The organism is Flavobacterium odoriferum (assembly GCF_025499515.1).
GTDB lineage: Bacteria > Bacteroidota > Bacteroidia > Flavobacteriales > Flavobacteriaceae > Flavobacterium > Flavobacterium odoriferum.
This window is the reverse complement of sequence record NZ_JAMKFA010000005.1, coordinates 219618-240184: the sequence shown is the minus strand read 5'-3', so window position 1 is coordinate 240184 and position 20567 is coordinate 219618. Positions and strand designations below refer to the sequence as shown.

General features: G+C 30.5%; 13 protein-coding genes. All 13 read right to left on the bottom strand.

Annotated features, from left to right (window positions below; all coding sequences use genetic code 11):
- Positions 1-26 precede the first annotated feature (26 nt).
- Entirely contained in the window at positions 27-4958 is a 4932-nt protein-coding gene (locus M9Q43_RS05650; RefSeq protein ID WP_262317982.1) for a LamG-like jellyroll fold domain-containing protein, read from the bottom strand.
- An 835-nt stretch (positions 4959-5793) separates the two neighbouring features.
- Complete coding sequence (locus tag M9Q43_RS05645; RefSeq protein ID WP_262317981.1) at positions 5794-8667, bottom strand: type I restriction endonuclease subunit R; 2874 nt, start codon at positions 8665-8667, stop codon at positions 5794-5796.
- Positions 8668-8829: 162 nt separating this feature from the next.
- Entirely contained in the window at positions 8830-9258 is a 429-nt protein-coding gene (locus M9Q43_RS05640) for a hypothetical protein (protein ID WP_262317980.1), read from the bottom strand.
- A gap of 2 nt (positions 9259-9260) precedes the next feature.
- Positions 9261-9722: a helix-turn-helix domain-containing protein gene (locus M9Q43_RS05635; protein ID WP_262317979.1), complete on the bottom strand. Its 462-nt coding sequence runs from the start codon at positions 9720-9722 to the stop codon at positions 9261-9263.
- Positions 9719-10246 (bottom strand): hypothetical protein, encoded by a 528-nt coding sequence (locus tag M9Q43_RS05630; protein WP_262317978.1) that lies wholly within the window; start codon positions 10244-10246, stop codon positions 9719-9721. The genes M9Q43_RS05635 and M9Q43_RS05630 overlap by 4 nt, the downstream gene beginning before the upstream one ends.
- Positions 10247-10313: 67 nt before the next feature.
- On the bottom strand, positions 10314-10985 hold the full coding sequence (locus M9Q43_RS05625) for a hypothetical protein (protein WP_262317977.1): 672 nt from the start codon (positions 10983-10985) through the stop codon (positions 10314-10316).
- The gene (locus M9Q43_RS05620) at positions 10985-12205 is read right to left on the bottom strand and encodes a restriction endonuclease subunit S (protein ID WP_262317976.1); all 1221 of its coding nucleotides are present in this window, start codon (positions 12203-12205) and stop codon (positions 10985-10987) included. Before M9Q43_RS05620 ends, M9Q43_RS05625 begins: the two co-directional genes overlap by 1 nt.
- A gap of 2 nt (positions 12206-12207) precedes the next feature.
- Positions 12208-13776: a type I restriction-modification system subunit M gene (locus M9Q43_RS05615; RefSeq protein WP_262317975.1), complete on the bottom strand. Its 1569-nt coding sequence runs from the start codon at positions 13774-13776 to the stop codon at positions 12208-12210.
- A 156-nt stretch (positions 13777-13932) separates the two neighbouring features.
- Positions 13933-14349 (bottom strand): hypothetical protein, encoded by a 417-nt coding sequence (locus M9Q43_RS05610; protein ID WP_262317974.1) that lies wholly within the window; start codon positions 14347-14349, stop codon positions 13933-13935.
- 160 nt (positions 14350-14509) lie between these two features.
- Positions 14510-16990 (bottom strand): AAA family ATPase, encoded by a 2481-nt coding sequence (locus M9Q43_RS05605; protein WP_262317973.1) that lies wholly within the window; start codon positions 16988-16990, stop codon positions 14510-14512.
- Entirely contained in the window at positions 16965-17165 is a 201-nt protein-coding gene (locus tag M9Q43_RS05600) for a hypothetical protein (protein WP_262317972.1), read from the bottom strand. The genes M9Q43_RS05605 and M9Q43_RS05600 overlap by 26 nt, the downstream gene beginning before the upstream one ends.
- 219 nt (positions 17166-17384) lie before the next feature.
- Complete coding sequence (locus M9Q43_RS05595; RefSeq protein ID WP_262317971.1) at positions 17385-18053, bottom strand: hypothetical protein; 669 nt, start codon at positions 18051-18053, stop codon at positions 17385-17387.
- Between the two features lie 170 nt (positions 18054-18223).
- Complete coding sequence (locus M9Q43_RS05590; RefSeq protein ID WP_262317970.1) at positions 18224-20485, bottom strand: restriction endonuclease; 2262 nt, start codon at positions 20483-20485, stop codon at positions 18224-18226.
- Between the last annotated feature and the right edge of the window lie 82 nt (positions 20486-20567).

The window sequence follows — 20567 nt, the reverse complement described above, 5'->3', positions numbered from 1 at the left end:
AAAAAGCCCTTTTTAAGGGCTTTTTTTTATTTATAAATTATTTTTTTACTAATAGATTTTGAATCATTGGTTTTAAATAACAATATGTAAATACCTTTACTAAGATTTTTTACTTTTAAGGATATGTTTTTTTGATCTTGATTTAATACATTCCAAATTTCTAATTTTTGTCCTAATATTGAATAAAGTGTAACTTCTTCAATAAGTAAATTTGTTACTGGATTATTGATTTTAATTTCTTGATTTTGGGAATCAAAAAAAGCAATTATTGTATTTTCAATAGAGTTAGAATCAGATGATAATGTTGGATTGTAAAATCGTAAACTAAATCTTGAAGAAATTATCCCAGCTGGTACAATTATTTCAAACATACTATTACTGATATCATGATAGGTATCTGTTAAATTATCATGTATATAAATTGGTTGATTTGAATCAAAATTTTCTAAATCATCAATCATAAATTTTATTAATCCAGATTGGTTACTTACTACGGTTAATGGATAAATATTAGCGGTATTAAAATAACCAACTCCTTGAATGATAAGATTAATGCTACCCAATGCAAAATATGCATCATTTGGTTGTGGATCTAATATTTCTCCGTCATATCCAGGGTTGTAATTATCATCTGCATATTGATTCATAAAACCGAGCAATAATTGACGATGCATATTTGTGCAACCTGTAAAACCTAATCGTATGGTTGTAAAACCAGATGCTTGTGCGCTAATACTATTTTCTTGTTCGTTTGCTTTTAAATCGCTTCTAAACATGACATTGGAATTAATTTCATCTTCTTTTACAAAATCTCTTTGGCTGTTTTGGAATGTTATTTGTCCTCCAATGTCATTTCCTTTAATAATGTAGCCTTGAGCCACCGGAATATTTCTACCAGGAATTCTGCTACTTGAACCCGCACCGCTTATTAATGCTGGTGCAATTGGTGCAATTCCACCTACAAGATTTCTTGCACCATAGCCTCCTTGATATCCTGATAAAATGTGTGTGTTATTTGATGGGTAATGTTCCCAAAAATATAATGTTCCTGTAATAAAACTTAGGTTGTCAATAATAAAATCATTTGCATCAAGTGCAGAAGGGTATGGGTTTCCAGTTAAGAGTATATTGTTAGGCGCAATTTGAATTCCAGTATGGTTGATAGCTCCATTATTTGGTTTTCCAGAGAAAACATAATTTTGTAATACAATAGCTGGTGCGGTAGCTATACCTGATCCTTTCATTGTAAAACCTTGCCCAACTAAAAGTGTTGAGTTTTCATTAATCTGTTGCCAATTTGCATAAAGAGGCGTAAGGTTTGTGAATTTGTTTAACCAAAATTTTGCTAATTTCAATGGATTTGAAGCACCATCATATCCTGCAATCCACAAGATGGGTTGAGGATTATTAGCATCGGTGCCATCTTTTAATGTATTTGCGATTGTAAAACCAGTATTGTTTTCTGTTGTTGAAATAATTGAACTTACTGGTGATGACCAATAATTATAGTTGTATTTGTTTCCTGTTCCTTGTTGATCGCGTTCTAAAAATCCAGCACTCGAAGGGTCTAAATCACTTTCTGTAGTTTGTAATAATTGTGATTTACCTTGTAAATCTATTTTACCATCTAATTTTAGATACCAATCATTTTGAAGGTTAGAATCGCCTTGCATGATGATGTTAATCGATGGGTCAATCAATAATCCCAAGTCAATGTTGTTAGTTACTGATGTTATATTATGTTTTGCATGAATTATCGACCAATCGTAATCATCGGTGTCTAAACCTCTAATTTCTTTTGTAATTGAATTAACAGCCGTTGCAAAATTGCCTGATTGTTCAGTAACGAAAGGCATTGGAGCTTCTTGATATTTTATAGTTTTTACATTAAAAATTTTCGCACCTACAGAAGTATCAATTGTTGCAGAAGTGTGATTGTCAATAATATCGTGCTTATAATTATCCATTCTGAAATAGCGAATCAGGTTTGCCCAAGGTAAAGAAGGAATATCTTTGGGAATAATTTCGCCTCTAATTTGACCGCTATTGGTTTTGATTTCTTGGTAAACCATTTTTTGCAATTGTGTATCCGACAAGGCAATATTAAATAGTCTTACTTCATCTATTTTTCCTTTGAAATATCCTGTATTTGAAATCGGATTTTTACCAATTGTAAATAATGAAGAGTCTGCATTTAATGTTCCAGAAATTGAAGTACTATTTGTTTTTTCACCATTAATGTATAAGTTTAGTAAACCATTTGTTCCGTCATAAACTGCAGCAACATGAATCCATTGTGAATCCGATAATGAATTATTGTATTGTAAAGAAGTTCCATTTGCAATGACTTTCAGTTTTTTTGTATTGTCGATTACTAATTTTAATTTGTCTTGACCTACAATTACACCTTCTGATATAAATGAGCTGTTTATATTTACCCAAGCCATTAACGAAGCATTTTGCCAACCGCCAACTAATGCTACGTCTGTTGCATAGTCGTTTCTTCCATCAAATGATAAAAAGAGTTTTCGTTCTAAATCTCTTGGAGAACCAAATAGATTGTCATTGGTATCAAAATTATCTGTTATTCCGTCTTTATCATTGTCAGTAGTTCCGTCAATTATTCCATCATTATTTGTGTCTAAATTTGCATACAGCGTTTTAGAAATATCAAAGGCAATCCCATCAGAAGTTATATCAAGATAATTTGGAATTCCGTCTCCATCTGCATCTAAAACATAATTGTTAAAAGGGATAATGTTTGTTCCTTGATTGAGATTTCCGTAAAACCCAAAATTGTAATCATAAATGTCTAAGATTCCATCACCAAAACCTTCTAAATTTCCGTCAGCATTTGTGTCACTATTTCTAAACGTTTCAGATTCTGGTCCGTCACCAGTTCCATCACCATTAATGTCGCCATCACCATTTTCATAGCCTATATAAGCATTGCTGTTTTCTGCCCAAGATTCATCTACATCAAAAATAGTATCATTGTCACTATCTAAATCCAAATAGTTTGGAACACCATCACCATCATTATCAGGCACTAAATGCGATTCGGCAGCATCGTGCATTCCGTTTAAGTTTGTGTCTAACCAGTTGACTACATAAGCTTTACCTTCGCTTAGATTTCCTAAATTTACTTCAACAATATCAGGAATCCCATCATTATCCGAATCCAAATCAAAAACATCAGCAACGCCATCATTATCTAAATCGCATAATGTTTGAGAGATTAAAATATCATCTAAAGCTATATCGTTTCCTGTTCCACCTGTTTCGTTATTGATGAAAATCACTTTAAAAGCACTTACATTCAATACTAAATCAGCTGTAAAATGTTGCCAATCACCTGCTAAATTCCCAGCAGTGGTTGGAGTTATATCGCCTGTTTCAATAAAAGTGATTATATCATCGTTCATATCTCTGAATTCAACTCTTACATCAGGTCTTAATCGTGTAGCAATTCCAGGTGCATCTGTTCTGTCTAAATTTAGAACCCAGAAACTATAGGTTATAGGAATATTTGGCAACGCACCAGAAATAGTAGCAGTATAAAAAATGCCTGGAGTATATGAAGCATTAAAAATAGCCATTCTGCCATTTACGTCACCTGTGTGATCTCCGCCTAAATGCCAATAGGCTGCTGCCCACGAGGCAATTTGAGCCGTTGAGCCTACCGTATATTTTCCGTCATTTAAATCAATGGTGCTTAAATTTGGGCATTCAGGAGTATTCGTTCCAGCGCTTCCGTCTTCATAGCAATATGTTGTTATAGCATCGTATGTAGTGTTAATTGTTGTTCTTGTACCTGTTCCAAAAGTCTCATTTAAAAATTTATAATTTACTTTTGGTCCATTCATTAAATTACAATTATTTTCTTCTGTAGCATCTTGAATACAATCGTTATCATCATCAATATCAATATTATCATAAACTGCATCATTATCACTATCAAAAAAAGTTTGAATTCCTTCTCCTTTTATTTCAAATAAGTATGGATTATTTGTATCTGCATTGCTTGGAATTGAAACTATAGCTGATTTTGTGCCTAATACTAATGGGTTAAAAGTAATTTGAAATGTTGTTGAAGTTTCGCTATTTATCGTACTTGAGGGGGAACTACTTACACTAAAATCAGTACTCCCAGTTAGTTGGATGGTTGGACTTCCAGATAAATTTATAGTATTTGAACCTATATTTTTAATTGTAAAAGTTTTAATTATTGGAGTGGCACCAACTTGTGTTGTTCCAAAATCGGTTCCATTACTCATTGATGCCAATGAATTGTATGATACAGCAATATTATCTGTTCCCGTAACATCAATATAGTTACCAACAGGAGTTCCTGACAAACTCACATTATCAATAAAATAATAGTCTCCTGTGTTACCTTGATTGTCTCTTTCGTCAAATCGTATTCTAACTAAAGCTTGCGAATTTCCATTTGGAATAGTAAAAATATATGATGAGCCAACCGTAATTCCGCTAGAAGCAGCATGTGAAAAAGCGAGATTATCACTTGTGTCATTTTTTCCATCAATTAGTTTAGTTGAGGTGTAAGAAATACCATTGTTATAAGATACATCTAAGTACAAATCGTCATTGTCGTCTGGAGTCCCATCGCAAGAAAAATGGATTGTTACTTTTACATTCGTATAAGCACTAATATTTACATTTGAGAAATTTATACTAGGGTCATTATAAATAATTCCTGATATTGAGGAATTCGAGCCACCAAAACGCAATGAATTTGGTGAAGAAACAAATCTTGTTGTATTTGTTCCAATTGTTCCTGTGTTTAAAGAATTAGTGTAATTCCATGTATCCGAAATTGTGCTATCAAATCCTTGATAAGAAATTAAAGTTTGTGCTTGACAACTCAATTGTCCAACGAACCAGAAAACAATAAGCAACACAAAATTGCGTGTAATTGAGGTAGTTTTCTTTTCCATAAATTGTTTGCATTTAAAATTAGTATTCGTTTTAGTTCATTTCAGTGAATAGATTTTTGGGTATAAATGCTGTTTTTTGAGTATAATTCGAAGAAATATAAATTTTATGGCGCTATGGATTACTTCACTGTTAAGCAAAGTTTATTATTATAAGACTGAATATCAATTACTAATTAATAACTGATGAAGATTTTTGGATAAGTGGTTCGTTTTGGGAATATATTGTAAAAAAAATCAAGACAAGTTGTATAAATTATTTATCAAATAAAAATATACAACTTTAATATTCAGTAAGTTATAAGATGTTGATTTTGAAAATGAATATAATAAAAAAGGTTTCAAGAAAAAATCTTGAAACCTTTGAAACTCGTAGCGAAGACGGGAGTTGAACCCGTGACCTCAGGGTTATGAATTGCCCCAATCATTATATTTTACACGAAAAATAAGCGTTTTTTGATAAAATCGTTTACGGTAATGTTTACGGTTATAAGACCAAAAATACAATTTTATTTTTAATCAAAATGAGAATTGAAAGTAATTTTTTATTGTGGTTTATAATCAATAATTTTCTAAAAATAACATATAAGAAATAACGTTAAACGTAAAATAGATTCACGTTGAATTTACGTTAAACGTTACGTTGAATTTACGTTTAACGTAAAACAAGTTTACGTTCAATTTACGTTAAACGTTACGTAGTAATCACGTTCAACGTAAAATCAATTCACGTTTAAAATACGTTGATTGAAGTTTTATTACGTGCGTTTCTATCAATTTACCTATCTATCTAATTATGGTTGATAAAACATTGCAACCATTGGTTGCCGCTTTTCGATTACCCAGCAAAACCACTAATAAACGTTTCTACAAAGTTGATAATTTTATTTGTAATTCGTTCTGTTGTTGAGGCACGTTCTTTTAGAGAAGGTCGTTGTTGCATAGTTGCAATAATTTCATCTCTAAGAGGTTTTTTGTTCGTAAAAAGATAGTTTCCAATAACTTGCTCTAATATCATTTGATTTAAGTTTTCTTCATTGCTTAATTCCTGAATAGCAGCTTTTCTTTCCACTTTTAAATATTCGTCAAATTTTTCTTCAACTAAATCGGTGTCTTCAATTTGTGGTAAGTGATTGTTGATGAATCTCTCAATCAATTCTCGTTTGCTTCTTAATTGAGATTCTCCAGCAATGATGTCAATTATTCTTTGTTTTTGTTTTTCGTGTTCTTGTTCAGAAGTTTCATCTTTCAATTGAGTTAATAATCGCATGATATAAGAAACGTTTACCTCGTCACGGTGGATTAGCTCCAATTCAAAGTCAATATCGTCTAAAATGGACACTAATTCTTTTTTACTATCCGATTTGGTTTTGTCATACAAGTCTAAATACTTGCTTTTATAATCTTCAAAGGTCTGTTCTTCCATTTGTAGATTTTCAAAACTAAATTCAGTAAAAGTGATTAATTTGTTTTTTAAACGCATTAATTCTCTAAATGCAGTTACAAATTCTAATTCTTGTTCTTCTGTAATAAAACCATTTACACTATCAACCGTTGGCGCAATTTCAAGTAATTCAGCATAAGCTAAATTGAATAGTTTAATATAATCTTCATAAGGCTCCATGATGATGATTTCTTTGGCATCCAAATTGGAAAACAATTGAATGGCATCATCTGTAGCTTTTTTTAAGTTTCTAAAGCTAACTATATTTCCTTGCGATTTTACTTCGTCTAAAATACGGTTAGTTCTAGAATATGCTTGAATTAAACCGTGATATTTCAAGTTTTTATCTACATAAAGTGTATTTAATGTTTTGCTGTCAAATCCAGTTAAAAACATATTTACAACTAGTAAAATATCAATGTCTTTATTTTTTACTCGTTTGGCAATATCGTTGTAATAGTTGTAAAACGAAATGCTATCTTTTGTTGAATAATTTGTATTGAAATCTTTATTGTAATGTGAAATAAAATCGTCTAAATATTCTCTAGTATGTTTTGAATTGTAAGCTGTTTTTGGTTCGGCTGCAATTAATAATTCTGTTGGGTTTTCCTCTGAAAATTCATCATCAATAAAAAGTCCTTTTGCTTCGGCATCGTCTTCGTTTGCTGCATACGAAAAAATGGTTGCAACCTTTAAATTATGCAAGCCGTCTTGTCTTTTTTGATGAAACAATTGGTAGTACTTGATTAAAGTTTCGACACTTGAAACACAAAACATTCCTGTGAATGATTTGTTGTGTGTCTTACGACTATGATTTGCAATAATATAATCCACAATGTTGTTTAAACGTTGTGGTGCTTCCATTACTTCGGCTTCATCAATAGCTTCAACTTCAATGTCTAAAATTTGGTCTTTTCTTTTGAATGTACTGATGTATTCTATCGAAAATTTTAAAACGTTTTCGTCTTTAATGGCATTGGTAATTACATATTTGTGCAAACATTTTTCAAATAACATTGCAGTGGTACGTTTACCAAATTCATTAGAACCCGCATTTTCTTCAAAAATAGGAGTTCCTGTGAAACCAAACATTTGGCTTGCTGTAAAGAAGTTTTTAATGTCGTCATGCGTTTTTCCAAATTGGCTGCGGTGACATTCATCAAAAATAAAAACAATACGTTGGTCTATTAAATGAGTAATACGGTTTAAATAATTAGTTTTTGAAATAGCCGTATTTAACTTCTGAATAGTAGTAACAATCAATTTAGTTTGATCTGCCAATTGGTTAACTAGCGTATTCGTATTGTTGGTTCCGTCAATGCTTCCTTTGGAAAAACTGTTGAATTCTTTGGTGGTTTGGTAATCCAAATCTTTTCTATCTACCACAAAAACTACTTTGTAAACTTCGGGTAAATTGGTTAAGATTTGGGCGGTTTTAAACGATGTTAGCGTTTTTCCTGAACCTGTTGTATGCCAAATGTAACCAAATTTAGTAGTTGTTTTTACTCGTTCTACTATGGCTTCGGTAGCATAAAATTGGTACGGGCGTAAAACCATCAACATGCGATACGATTCATTTAAGACAATGTACTTAGTTATCATTTTGGATAAATGACACGGCTCTAAAAATAAATCGGTAAAATCGGGTAGTTGAGTAATTAGATTGTTACTGACGTCTGTCCAATAAAAAGTTTGTTTGAACGAACGTGCTTTTATGGGTGCATTAGCAAAATACTTAGTGTTTACACCGTTGCTAATGACAAACAATTGCACAAATTGAAATAAACCAAAACCAGCAGTAAACGAATGTCTTTCGTAGCGGTTGATTTGGTTAAACGCTTCTTTTAGTTCTAATCCTCTTCGCTTTAATTCAATTTGGGCTAGGGGCAAACCGTTGATTAAGATAGTAACATCATAACGATTTTTATATTTTCCTTCCATGCTTACCTGTTGGGTAACTTGGAATTGATTTTGACACCAGTGGATTTGATTGATTAACTCAATAGTTTTGGTTTCGCCATGTTCATTGGTATAAGGAACACGGTCACGTAAGATTTGCGCTCTTTCGTAAATGTTTCCTTTGTTGATGTAGTTTAAAATTTGCTGAAAACTGCTATCGGTTAAGGTGATTTTATTATGAATTTCCAATTGCACTTTTAAATTGGCTAACAAATCGGTTTCATCTTTGATTTCGACTTTTTTGTAACCTAATTTGGCTAATTGTGCAATAAGATTGTTTTCTAATATTTGTTCGGGTTGGCTGGTCATTTACAAATTTTTATTAATTTTGTACCAAGTTCATTTCTCATTTGAGAGAAAGAAATCAAAAATCGTAAGCCTTGATGTTATACGTTTTTTGCTTAATTAATTAAAAAGGATTGGGGAGTCCCTAGTCGAATAAAAGCCAAACAATCGTTTGGCTTTTATTTTTTAATTAATACTGTTAAAAACAATATCTTCTTTAACTAATTCATGTACATTTATTGTTGGTAATAAGAACTTGTTAAAAGAAGTTCCTTCTGTTTTAGAGTGAAGAATTCCTCTTGCTGATCCTATTGTAATCATTGCTAAATGAATCATAAAATCTCTAGGGAAAGTTATATGTGTATTACCTACACATTCTTTCCAAGAATCTTCTGCAATTTGAAAATGACAGCTTACTTGTAAAATGATAAAAGGTTTTTTAGCAGCATTAAATGTAAAAGTTACAAAAGCTCCTATTTGATTAGATTCAGTATTACCTTTATATTCTAAATCTGTTAAAACTTCTATTTTCTTTTTTTCGACTAAATTATCTTCAATTGTGGCAAACTGTTCTGTTCTAATGCCAATAATTTTAAATCCTATTTGCTTTTCCATAATTAATTGGCTAATGGATAATAATCATAAGTAGATGTTTCTTGTTTATAACTTAATTTAACCACACTAGGAGTGTTTGGTTTAACTGAAATTATTATATTCTCAGGAACATCATAATCTTGAGTTACTTCTACTTTGTGGGTTTCCATAATTTCTTCAAACGCTCTTTCAACAGCCGTAAATAAAAGTGGAATTTCTAAAACATTTTGTAATTTAACCAATGTTTCTAGTGTTAAATTTTCTTTTCCACTAATTATTTTACTTACTTGTTGAGGCGTAACCTCAAGCTTTTCAGCTAATTTTTTTTGTGTCCATTTAAGAGCATCTAAACGCATCAAAACTTTAACAGCAATGCTTTGTGACTCACGTAGCATAGCTCTGTTTTTCTTGCGCTCTTTTAAATTTTGAAGTGTATTAGATTTCTCTTCCGAAACTAAATTCAAAAATTTTTCTTTATTACTCATAAGTCTTGGTTTATAAATTCATAGAATGAACCATCGTCAAAAACACCATGAGATTTTAAAAAATCTCTACAGCTTTTGATTTTATTTAATTCTTCTAAAGTGTGTTGTCTTTCTTCCATTAAGTGCGTAAACTTTATTGCTCCTCCTGTGATTAAAAAGCAATTTTCGTCAATTTTTATTGCATACAGTCTAAGATAATTTTTTCTTCCTTTTTGCATTGACAATTCCACCACCTTATACTCTTGATTGTATAATGGGTTGAAAAACTCTTTAAACTGTCTGTTACCATCGGTTGCGATTTCATCTAATATGTCTTCAAGTTCGCTTACATTGTTTAGAATATCGTTAATAACCTGATAGGATGTCCTTTCTTTTGGGATATCTTTACTATTGGTTTTAACAAAAGTTTGTAAATGGACAGGATCATTCCATAAATCTAGTAATCGGTCTAGTTCATGAAAATCCTCACCATCATACTTAACGGCGTATAGTTTTCTATTGGCAAAGATATCTATTATTTTCATAAAATCAACCTATAGGTTTACTTTTTAACTTTTTATTACATGATTAGTTGTTGCAACTAGACTTTTTCTAAAATTTATTCGGGTTGTGAAGATATAAAACTTTTTTTATTTGCCACATTAATCGCTCACGGTCAAATTTAGTTTGTCTACCATAGGACATAATACCATTTAAATAAAAAAATATACTGTTTTTATCTTTATACAAGCCTGTTTCGGTATCAAACTTTAATTCTAAATGTTTTTTTAGAATATTGGCTGTGTTTACATTATTTGTAATTACAATATTTGGAGATACAAACTTATATATCTCATCAAAAACTAAAAGATGTGATTTATGTTGTGGTTTTAATTCATTTTTTGAATCAAATAATTCGTTTACTACAACTTTAGCATTTTGATAACTCATTTGAAATAAATCGCAATGTTCAAATTCTAATTCTAAATCATCTGCAATATCTGTTATTGGTTTGTAGTATCTTTTATACTGACCTATTCTTTGTTTTGTTCCATCTCCAAAAATAGCTTTAATTTCAGTACAAATTTTTTGTTGAATGTCTTCGTTGCTAATATTTTCGATAACAGTTTCTGGGTTTGTATTTCCAGAAGGATTTAATCCAACAAATAAAATTTTTGCCTTGTTATTTAGAGGATGGATAAATGTTGGCTTATTAGTTCTAAATACTTCAGGTAATTGATACCACCAATTTAAAATTTCTTTATTTAATTGTTCTTCTAACATTACACAAACATTTGCTGCAACAACCCTTTTTTAAACAGTTTTGTTTGCTCTATTTTCTTGCTAACACCCTCAATTTGAACATCTATTGCCGATAAAAACGAAGCAATTTTTTGTTGTTCTTCTAGACAAGGTATTTCAACAGGCATTAATTTTAAATCACCAATTTTAATACTTTTGAAAGAACTACCTGTCATATTATTTTCAAAATATCTTTTTGTATAATCATTTGATAAGATGTAATACATGAACAAAGGCATGACAACTTCTTTTTTTGATCTAATCATAAATACGGATTCATTTATATTCCAATTTGTAGGTTCTTCCTTTAACAAATAAGCCTCACCAATATTTCCAATACTAGACATTATTATATCATTTTTTGATAAATCTGAACGTTTTTTAATCAATTTTAGAGCATCATCATCAATCATTTCACAACTTTTAAAGTCTAATTTTCCGTTAGAAATATTTTTAATTGTAACATAATAATTATTTCCTTTACCTAAAGTAAAATTTTGTCTTGGATTTAATCCAGTTGAAGTTCGTTCAATAATTTCATTAAAATTCTTTTCTTCCCAATCTGGATAATCTTTGCCATTTTCATCTTTGAATCTTAGTTTTTGGGAGAAAATTTGTTGCATAACGCCTTTTTTATACAACTCTAGTTTTTCTTTTTGTTGGGCTAAAAGCGTTAATCGTTCATCAACTGATGTTAAAAATGTGGCGATTTTTTGTTGTTCTTCGGGTTTGGGACATAAAAAAGTGTAATTTTCAACATTTGGTTTTGAAATGTTTTGAACTTTAGTTCCTGCACCATGTTTGCTAAAATATTTTTGGTTTCGATTAATTGCCATTGACAAAAAATAACTTACAACATCACTTTTTGGTCTTATCTCTGCAACTCGTTGATTTAGAACATATTTATTCTCTTCTGAAATTATTGCTGTCATACCAAGTAATCCTGGTGATTGTTCACTTAAAATCATAACAAGAGTACCTTTCTTTAAGGTTGGTACTTCGATATCAAGATATCTTTTTGAATGCGCTAAATTCCCACTCATATCAACAGATTTTAGAGTGATAAGCTCATATCTACCTTCCTCTTTTACATCATTTTCAAAACTACCTCCATTAAAATAATTAGAAACATTTTTTAATTTTTTTTCTTCCCAATTTCCTTGAAACTCAGGAAAACGTAGTTTTGGTACTAACTTTTCCATAATTAAAAAGGTGTTTTAATATTCAATTGGTGGCAGTAGGTTGCAATTGTATTTTCATTTGTTTTTAAATCGGTTGCAATTTGTACCAATTCTGTTGCAACAAAGTCTAAATCTATGACATCCTCTTCTTCAAACGTATCTACATAACGAGGAATGTTCAGGTTGTAATCGTTTTCTTTTAGTTCGTCTAGGGTTGCAACGTAACTGTATTTTTCAATGGCAGTTCGGTTGCGGTAGGTTGCAATTATTTTTTCAACGTCTTGGTGGCGCAATATGTTTTGGTTGCCTTCTTTTACGAAATTCTCATCACTACTGGCATCAATAAACAAAATGCTATCGTTTGCTTCACGGCATTTTTTAAATACCATTATACAGGTTGGGATAGAAGTTCCGTAGAAAATATTAGCAGGTAAACCAATTACGGCATCCAAATAATTCAATTCTTTAATCAAATATTCACGAATAACACCTTCGGCAGCACCACGAAACAAAACGCCATGCGGCACCACGGTTGCCATAATTCCGTTATCGGCTAATTGATGCACCATGTGTAATAAAAAGGCATAATCGGCTTTGGTTTTTGGCGCTAACTTTCCGTATTGGCTAAAACGTTCATCAGTACTAAACAACGGACTAGCATCGCCTTTCCAATGTGCCGAAAATGGGGGATTGGCTACCACCGCTTCAAAACGTAGGTCTAGATGCTTAGGATGTTCTAGCGTATCTTCATGTTTGATGTCAAATTCACGAAAATGGACATCGTGTAAAATCATGTTCATTCGAGCTAAGTTGTAGGTCGTACGGTTTTGTTCTTGTCCGTAAAACTCACTTACTTCCACTTCTTTTGCCACACGTAACAACAACGAACCCGAACCACATGTAGGATCATAAACCGATTTGATTTTGGTTTTTCCAGTAGTTACAATTTGTGCTAAAATTTTAGACACTTGTTGGGGTGTATAGAATTCGCCAGCACTTTTTCCAGCACCAGCGGCAAATTTTGCAATCAAATATTCGTAAGCATCACCCAAAACATCCGAATCAATGTCTTTTAGCTTGAAATCGATTTGGTCTAAATGGTTTAAAATTTGAACGATAATCGTATTTCGAGCTTCGGGTGTTCTACCAATTTTAGTAGAATTCAAATCCAAATCTTCGAACAACGCATTAAAATCGTCTTCGCTTTCGGTACCCATCGTACTCAACTCAATGTGATTTAAAACGGCTTTTAAATCGTCGATGATGTAATTGCTTTGTACTTCGGTATTGGCGTTTCCTTTAGCGGCAACTACTGAGAAAAGTTCGGTTGGCTTTAAGAAATAGCCTAGTTTCAATAACGATTCTTCTTCAATGGCTTGAAGCGTTTCTTTGTCGGTTACTTTAGCGTAATCGGTTACTTCTTCGCCTTCTAATAAATCGTTAGCGTATAAATATTGTTTTTCGGAAAGGTATTTGTAAAAAATGAATCCTAGAATGTAATCACGGTAGTCGTCTGCACTAATTTTGCCACGTAAAAGGTTAGCAATTCCCCATAGTTGTTGTTCTAATACTCGTTTTTGGTCTTCAGACATTTTGTATTGGTTTTGTAAAAAATGATTTGCTCAAATTTATTTGATTTAATTGGGATGAGCAATAAAAAAGGGAAATTTATTGATGGTAAAATAAACGTTTTAGTGAACATGAAAAAAAAAACAGCCATCGAGTGAAACGGCTGCTGGCAAGAGCAATTACTTGATTTGAATAATCGTGCTAATTAGCTGGAGAATGCTGCCTATTAAAATTAAAAGAAACCCTTTTGGTCCAATTTTTTTGTCATTAAAAGTTATTGATGCCCATTTTTCAAGCTTTTCCGCATCGTCGAAAAGAGTTGGAATTATTAGGCCTAAAATTAAGGCAGGTAACAATAATGTTTGGCAAATTTTGTTGCCCAAGAATCCAGCTGCAATGAATGGAATAATTGTAATTAAAGAGATTATTATACTTGCTATAAAACTACTTCCAGTCCAATTGGAAAATTGTACAAATTTTTTTATAGGTTTTTCCAGCCATTTGGATCCATACGCCTCAAGTGTGAGCATAAATGCTCCAAAAATTTCCAACATAATCCCCGTAACGGTTAGTGAATATTCATTAAAAAAAGTCATCGTGAATTTGGTTTATGTTTTCTTCTAACGTTCCGCTGCTTCATGAAGTTGCAGACTTCGTGACCGAGTAATTCCTGCTAAGATAGTATTTCTTGCGAAAGAAAAATATGAATTTTGCAATTACACTGCCATTTCATAAAACTGCTGTAGTGTGCTTTGCTTATTTTTTTATTAGATTCCAATTGGTATTTCCGCATTTACATTTCACTCCTGAGATATTAGAACCATCAAATGTTATTTGTAATACTGCTTGACAATTAGAACAGGCAAACACTTTTTCATAAAGATCTTTAAATGCATCAACGACTGGCTGGAAATCTTGTTTCTGAAAATTTGCCCATTCATTATAATGCACAGCTTTATTGATATTCCACTGTTCGATTCCAGTTTTAGAAATTATAGCTTTGGATTCATCATCTATTTTTTTTAAGTCTTCAATTATAGTTGTTTGATTCCATGAATTTGCAGCATCTTTTGCCTTACCCATTAAATCTTTATATCTACTAATTGCCGCTGGTAAAAGATCTCCCAAACTGCCAGCATCGTCAAGCGAATATGGCACGCTTGCTTTTAAGTTATGGCAAACATACCTTGAAAACTCTTCCATTCCTCTGCGAAGTTTAGCAGCTGCTGAAGAAACATCATCATTGTCTAAATCTTTTTGGATTCTTCCCCACATGTCAGCTTCGTAATGAATTGAAGGTCCTTTTTCAACAGTCCAATTTGAAAATTTTAACATTTGCTTTCCTGGAACTACTCCTGCGCTTTTGAGTTGATTTGCCCAAGTTGTGTCATGAGTGGTAATTATAAATTGAATGTTAGGGAAATATTTTGTTAACACGTTACAAAAAGCTCTTCGATGCCCTGTGTCAACAGACATAACAACATCATCTAAAATCACTAATTCAATCAAACCAGTATTCAAATGTTCTGATAGAGCTAAAAAAAGACATATACCCATGCTATCCTGATGTCCTTCACTGTGCATAGCGTGAGGTGGATGATAGCCACGACCATAAAAATCAACAGATAAATCTAAACCCGCATCTTGCGGGACAAAAGTTGCATTAAAGTCAATTTCATCATCTCCATGCATTTCCTTATATAGTTCAACAAATCTATCCTTGATTTTATCATATAAACTTTCTAGAACTTCATTTCTTGCTTCAACATATGCTTGTACAAGAAGTGTTGACTTTTCAAGAATAGCATGTGCAGTTAAAAGATTATTTTTATTATCTGCTAAGATTTTTAAACGCTCAATTAATTTTATCAAATTGTCCCAAGCACTTTGTTCTGGTGTGGCTTCAGGAAATAGAAGTTTAATTGAATCTTCAAAATCCTTAATTATTGTTTTGTTATCAATTAAGACAAACAAATTGCTTACATCATCAGTTTTAAAATCCTCATTTGAAAAATCTTTAATTGGGTTTTCAAGAGCTTTTGATAGTTTTTCAAGAGAAGTTTTTAAATCATTGAAATGAACAATACCAGTTTGGATTTTTTCATTTTCTAAAAAAGATTCAGTTGTATTGACTTGCTTCAATAACTCGAATAACTGTGAAACTTTAGTTTTAAATGATTCAACAATTTCTTTAATTATAATGGAATTCTCATTTATGTCTTTTTGTCTTTTGATGACAGTTTCAATTCTGTCTTGAAGAATTTTTTCTAAATCACCCACTGGCCATTCAGTATCACACAATGGACATTCTCCAGTTTCGGGAATTAATGATAGACCTTCTTTGGTTAAATTTAGCCGTTTAGAATTCCAATTTGCTAGTGAATCTAATTTTATCTCTTCAATAGCAGTTTTGATTATTTTTTCAGTTTCTATTAATTGAGGTTTGCTTTTTTGAATTTCTGAATATCTAAGTTTGTTAAGGCGCTCACTTAAATTTTCATGGTTCACACTTAGAGGATTATATGAAACGCTTGTAATTCCAACTTGTATTGTATCAATACTTAGTTTTTCTAATTCATTACCTCCAAGTTTTTCACGTTGCTCATTAATAAATTTAAGCACTTCGGAATCACTATATTTTTCGTGACCTGTTATTGCATTAATTTCGTTTTCAGATTTTTTAACATTGTCTTCTGCAGCTTTATACTCTCTTTTATTTTCATTGTATACTCTTACTAAATTTGTCCTAATTTCTTCGAGTTCGCTTAGCTTCAAAACTTTCTGAATTTCTTGAGATCTTGTAGATGATTTAGCTGTTATTAGCTTTAGTATTTCTCGTCTAGTAAAAACATATTGTCCGCGATTTAATAGTTCGATAATTGGTTTTAGCTGTATTTCGAATTTTGAATCATAAATCAGTTCCGAAGGCTTTTTCATTTTTCTTGTCATTAAAATGGCTTCTGGAATGCCTGGAATTATAATTTCTGCAGAAACAATAACTTTATCTATGTCACTAACGGAATCAATATGAGGTCCATGTTCTTTAAGAGAAACACCTTCTGTTCCTTCACCATTAAGACGAGCAATCTTACCAGTTAACAGAAAATCTAGGGCATCTATTACAGCACTTTTTCCAGAGCCGTTAGGACCATATACTACAAATGATTTTCCTTTCGGTTCAATTTTTAAATCAGTGATTCCTCTAAGATGTTTAATTTCCAGTTTCTGAATCTTCATCTTTTTTAAATGATTTAGTTAGAATTTCTTTTACTGCTGAAGTTTTTGTTAAATCAATTTTTCTCAGTTCATCCAAAAAATCATCTTCTAAAGAATTTTTCTCCTTTAGCTTTGAAATCATTTTGTCAAGTATTTGTTCCTGAATAGATTTTTCAATTTTTGGTTTTTCCTCCATATGGCTAATTAGATTTGGTTCTCAACGGGTTTACTTAGTATTGTACAAAACGTCCCGCCAACTTCATGAAGTTGCGAACTTTTATTACTATTGTCAACAAATATAAAGAAAAGCTTGAAAGAAAAAGTTGAAAAATAGAAGAGAAGTGCAAACACTAATCTTTCCAAAAAATCATTAAGCGCCGCTATTTTATAAAAACGCTGTTAGTGGCTACTATTATTAAACTTTTAATTTTAGAAAATATAAGTCATTCAAGGTTTTCCATTTGAATTCATAATCTTGAGATAACGAGATTTCTGGACCATAAGATTTTGGAGTTCTATATGATAAAATAGTATTTGCCATATATCTTTGCCCTTGTCTAAAATCAAAATCAGCTGTATCTGTTGAATATTTTTGTTGATTAACATAATGAGTATGGTCTGTTAGTAGCAGAAAATAGCAAATGTCAATTCCAAATCGCTTATATGATTCCAAGTTAGCTATATCTTTAAAAACATCGTATCGGTTATTTGGTTCACGATGATTTTCTTTTTTAAAGAACTTTAATTCAATAGCTGTCTTTGTAGTTTTACCACCCAGTTGATAAATGATTAGAATATCAATTCTAGCTTTTTTAGAATTGCTTTTAACAAATTCTTCCTCAAGGATTATGGTAGTTTCAAATTCTAAATGAAATTTATCATTTAAGTTAAACTCATAAAGCTGTCCTAAAGTTTTTAATATTGATCCAAGCTCAAATTGGAAAGCAAATTCATTTTTTGCTACAATGCCTCCATATGCTAATTTGTTGGAAAAAATATGAAAAGCTTGTTGAATTAAGTCTTCCATAACTATTTCGCCTGGACGATTTATCATTCTATCTAATTTTTCTTTTTCAGTATTCATAATTTTATCATGGAGTTGATTCATGGTTGCCACTAAATTTAAGCGTCTTCAAGAAGTGGCGAAGTTCGGAACGAATTATTTTCTGTTAAAGATAAAAATTCTGGCAAAATGTGAAGGTGAACTTACCTCAAAACTCGCAATTGCGAGAAACGCTTGTTGCCATCTTTTTTTTATTCTTTTTCAAACATTTCCATTTTGAAAATTGAATCTTCGTCAAACTCTTCATCTATTTTTTCGACTATCTTTTCAATTTCTACATTTATATTTTTTGAATCTTCATTAGTTTTTTCTAATTCTATTATTTTAGTTTCTTTTTCTTCAAAATAAGTTTCAAATTCTTCTATTGGAATTGTATACTTTGATAAATTAAAGTCAACAGAGAGTATTGATTTAAAATAATCTAATCCATCTTTACTATCAATAAATTCTATTTCTTTAATAATTGAATCTTTTATTTTATTATTGTAGCGGTCTAGATTATTACTTACAAATTTTTCAAATAATGATTTGTTATAGTCTCTTAAAATGAATAGATTTTTGACTCCATCGTACCAACTAATATTTTCAATGACTTGGTCTAAAATAGATTCAAATTCAATATCAATTAGATCAATATGGTCTAAATAAAACTCAATATATTTTTTCTCATCATTGTAGAATAGTGAGCGTAAATTAATTGTTTTAAATTTATCTATAAACAAAGAAATTACATCTTGATTTTTAGTGTGTTGTAAGTAATATTTTAATCCATCAATTTTTTGTATAACATTAATTGTAATAATGTTTTCTTTCTCTGTTGAGTAAATTTTTGAAGGATTATAAAAATTATCAAAATTGGCTAAAATCGCCTTATCTATATTTTCTGTAATTTCGAGATTTTCATGAAAATTTTCTGCAAGATAACGTGTTGTGTATGCAAATTGGTTGTAAAATAAACTTGAACTAATTAATAGTTTGATAACTTGAATATCATCTTTAATAAGTGATAGCATAAAATCCTTTATTGAAGGATTTAAAAAATCAATGTAATGATTATTTTTATCAGTAATGCTTATTTTTATAAAACTGTTTTCTAATTCTTTTAAGTAATTTTGAAAATCAAATGGTCTAAAGTCTAGACCGATTTGTTTAGTTAAATTATAAGCATTATTCATTGCAATTCTTAAATCGGAAAGAAGAATTGGTCCTGAAATTGACATTAATAAAAAAAGAGTAGTCTGTGAACCTTTTGATATTTGAGAGTTAAATGCTTTATTCCAAATTCCAAATGGTTTATCAAGACTATTAATGAACTCTTTTGGATAATCTTCAACAGAAACATTATTTAATTTAATTGTCAATTGTTCAATTATTCTAGGACTATAATTTTTATGATTTATTATGTCTTTATATGTTTCAGATTCTATAATTGATTTTATATACTCGTTTGAAATGTTTGAGTAAAAAAGATGATTATATAAAATTAATGATTTTATTCTTTTACTGTAAGAAGATAAATCAAGAGTTTGTTTAGCTAAATTTAATTCAGAAGAATCTAATTTTTCATATACTTCTTTTGCTTGATTCAAAATATATTCTCTTGTAGTCATCACAAGGATTTTATTTTTGCTGTTTTTTATTCTATTAATTAATTGTACTAAATCATTAGACCTACCTTCAATAACATCATATTTTAAAAAGTTTTCACCTAAAAAATCATCATAATAAAACACTTGATTGTTTTCAGAATCTTCAATTAAAATTTGTTCACATTCAATTACTTTTCTTATTTCGATAACTTCAAATCCTTTTTGTAGATATTCCCATAAAATTAGTTTCGCTAAAGTACTTTTACCTATTCCTGGAATTCCACTTATTATAATAAATTGATTGTTGTTAAGTATTTCAAATGCTTTGTTCAAACTATCATTTTTAACATAATAGACATTATCTTTCTTTATATCACCAATTAAAGATTTTGCCCTTTGAAAAAGAGGTTGATTGATTAAAGTGTTGAATATTGTCGAAGAATTTAACCATAATTTGTAATTTTTTTGATGGATGTCTAAATTCGAGTCTAATAGGTTATTTAATTTACTTCTTGTATAAATATATTTATCGTCATTATTCATCCATTGTTTGAACACTAATTTAATATAATCAAACATTTCGACGCTCAATTCTTTAGAACATACAAAATAGTATTCTTTAGGGTTTATTTTATTTATTTTTATAAACTCTTTATCTATATCTTCTTTGGATAAGTTTTTTACTCTTTTACATTGAACAATTAATGATTTTGATTTATTGGTAGAATGTCTTAAATCAATTCCACCGTCTTTTCCTTCAGTAAACGCAGATAATTCAATTCCTAAATCTTTTGAAAGTAAATCTCTTACTAAATGTTCAAAATCTAAAGGTGATAACAAATTTTGGAAATCGTAATTTGCCATATTTTAGTTCTTATTTTTGGTTTTTCTTAGTATAGCTTGTAACTTTTTGAGGCTTTGCGAAGTTTGGGATTTTTATTACTGA

Excerpts from the sequence above, each read along its gene's own strand:
- M9Q43_RS05650 (WP_262317982.1), bottom strand. The coding sequence starts at position 4,958 with ATGGAAAAGAAAACTACCTCAATTACACGCAATTTTGTGTTGCTTATT.
- M9Q43_RS05645 (WP_262317981.1), bottom strand. The coding sequence starts at position 8,667 with ATGACCAGCCAACCCGAACAAATATTAGAAAACAATCTTATTGCACAA.
- M9Q43_RS05640 (WP_262317980.1), bottom strand. The coding sequence starts at position 9,258 with ATGGAAAAGCAAATAGGATTTAAAATTATTGGCATTAGAACAGAACAG.
- M9Q43_RS05635 (WP_262317979.1), bottom strand. The coding sequence starts at position 9,722 with ATGAGTAATAAAGAAAAATTTTTGAATTTAGTTTCGGAAGAGAAATCT.
- M9Q43_RS05630 (WP_262317978.1), bottom strand. The coding sequence starts at position 10,246 with ATGAAAATAATAGATATCTTTGCCAATAGAAAACTATACGCCGTTAAG.
- M9Q43_RS05625 (WP_262317977.1), bottom strand. The coding sequence starts at position 10,985 with ATGTTAGAAGAACAATTAAATAAAGAAATTTTAAATTGGTGGTATCAA.
- M9Q43_RS05620 (WP_262317976.1), bottom strand. The coding sequence starts at position 12,205 with ATGGAAAAGTTAGTACCAAAACTACGTTTTCCTGAGTTTCAAGGAAAT.
- M9Q43_RS05615 (WP_262317975.1), bottom strand. The coding sequence starts at position 13,776 with ATGTCTGAAGACCAAAAACGAGTATTAGAACAACAACTATGGGGAATT.
- M9Q43_RS05610 (WP_262317974.1), bottom strand. The coding sequence starts at position 14,349 with ATGACTTTTTTTAATGAATATTCACTAACCGTTACGGGGATTATGTTG.
- M9Q43_RS05605 (WP_262317973.1), bottom strand. The coding sequence starts at position 16,990 with ATGAAGATTCAGAAACTGGAAATTAAACATCTTAGAGGAATCACTGAT.
- M9Q43_RS05600 (WP_262317972.1), bottom strand. The coding sequence starts at position 17,165 with ATGGAGGAAAAACCAAAAATTGAAAAATCTATTCAGGAACAAATACTT.
- M9Q43_RS05595 (WP_262317971.1), bottom strand. The coding sequence starts at position 18,053 with ATGAATACTGAAAAAGAAAAATTAGATAGAATGATAAATCGTCCAGGC.
- M9Q43_RS05590 (WP_262317970.1), bottom strand. The coding sequence starts at position 20,485 with ATGGCAAATTACGATTTCCAAAATTTGTTATCACCTTTAGATTTTGAA.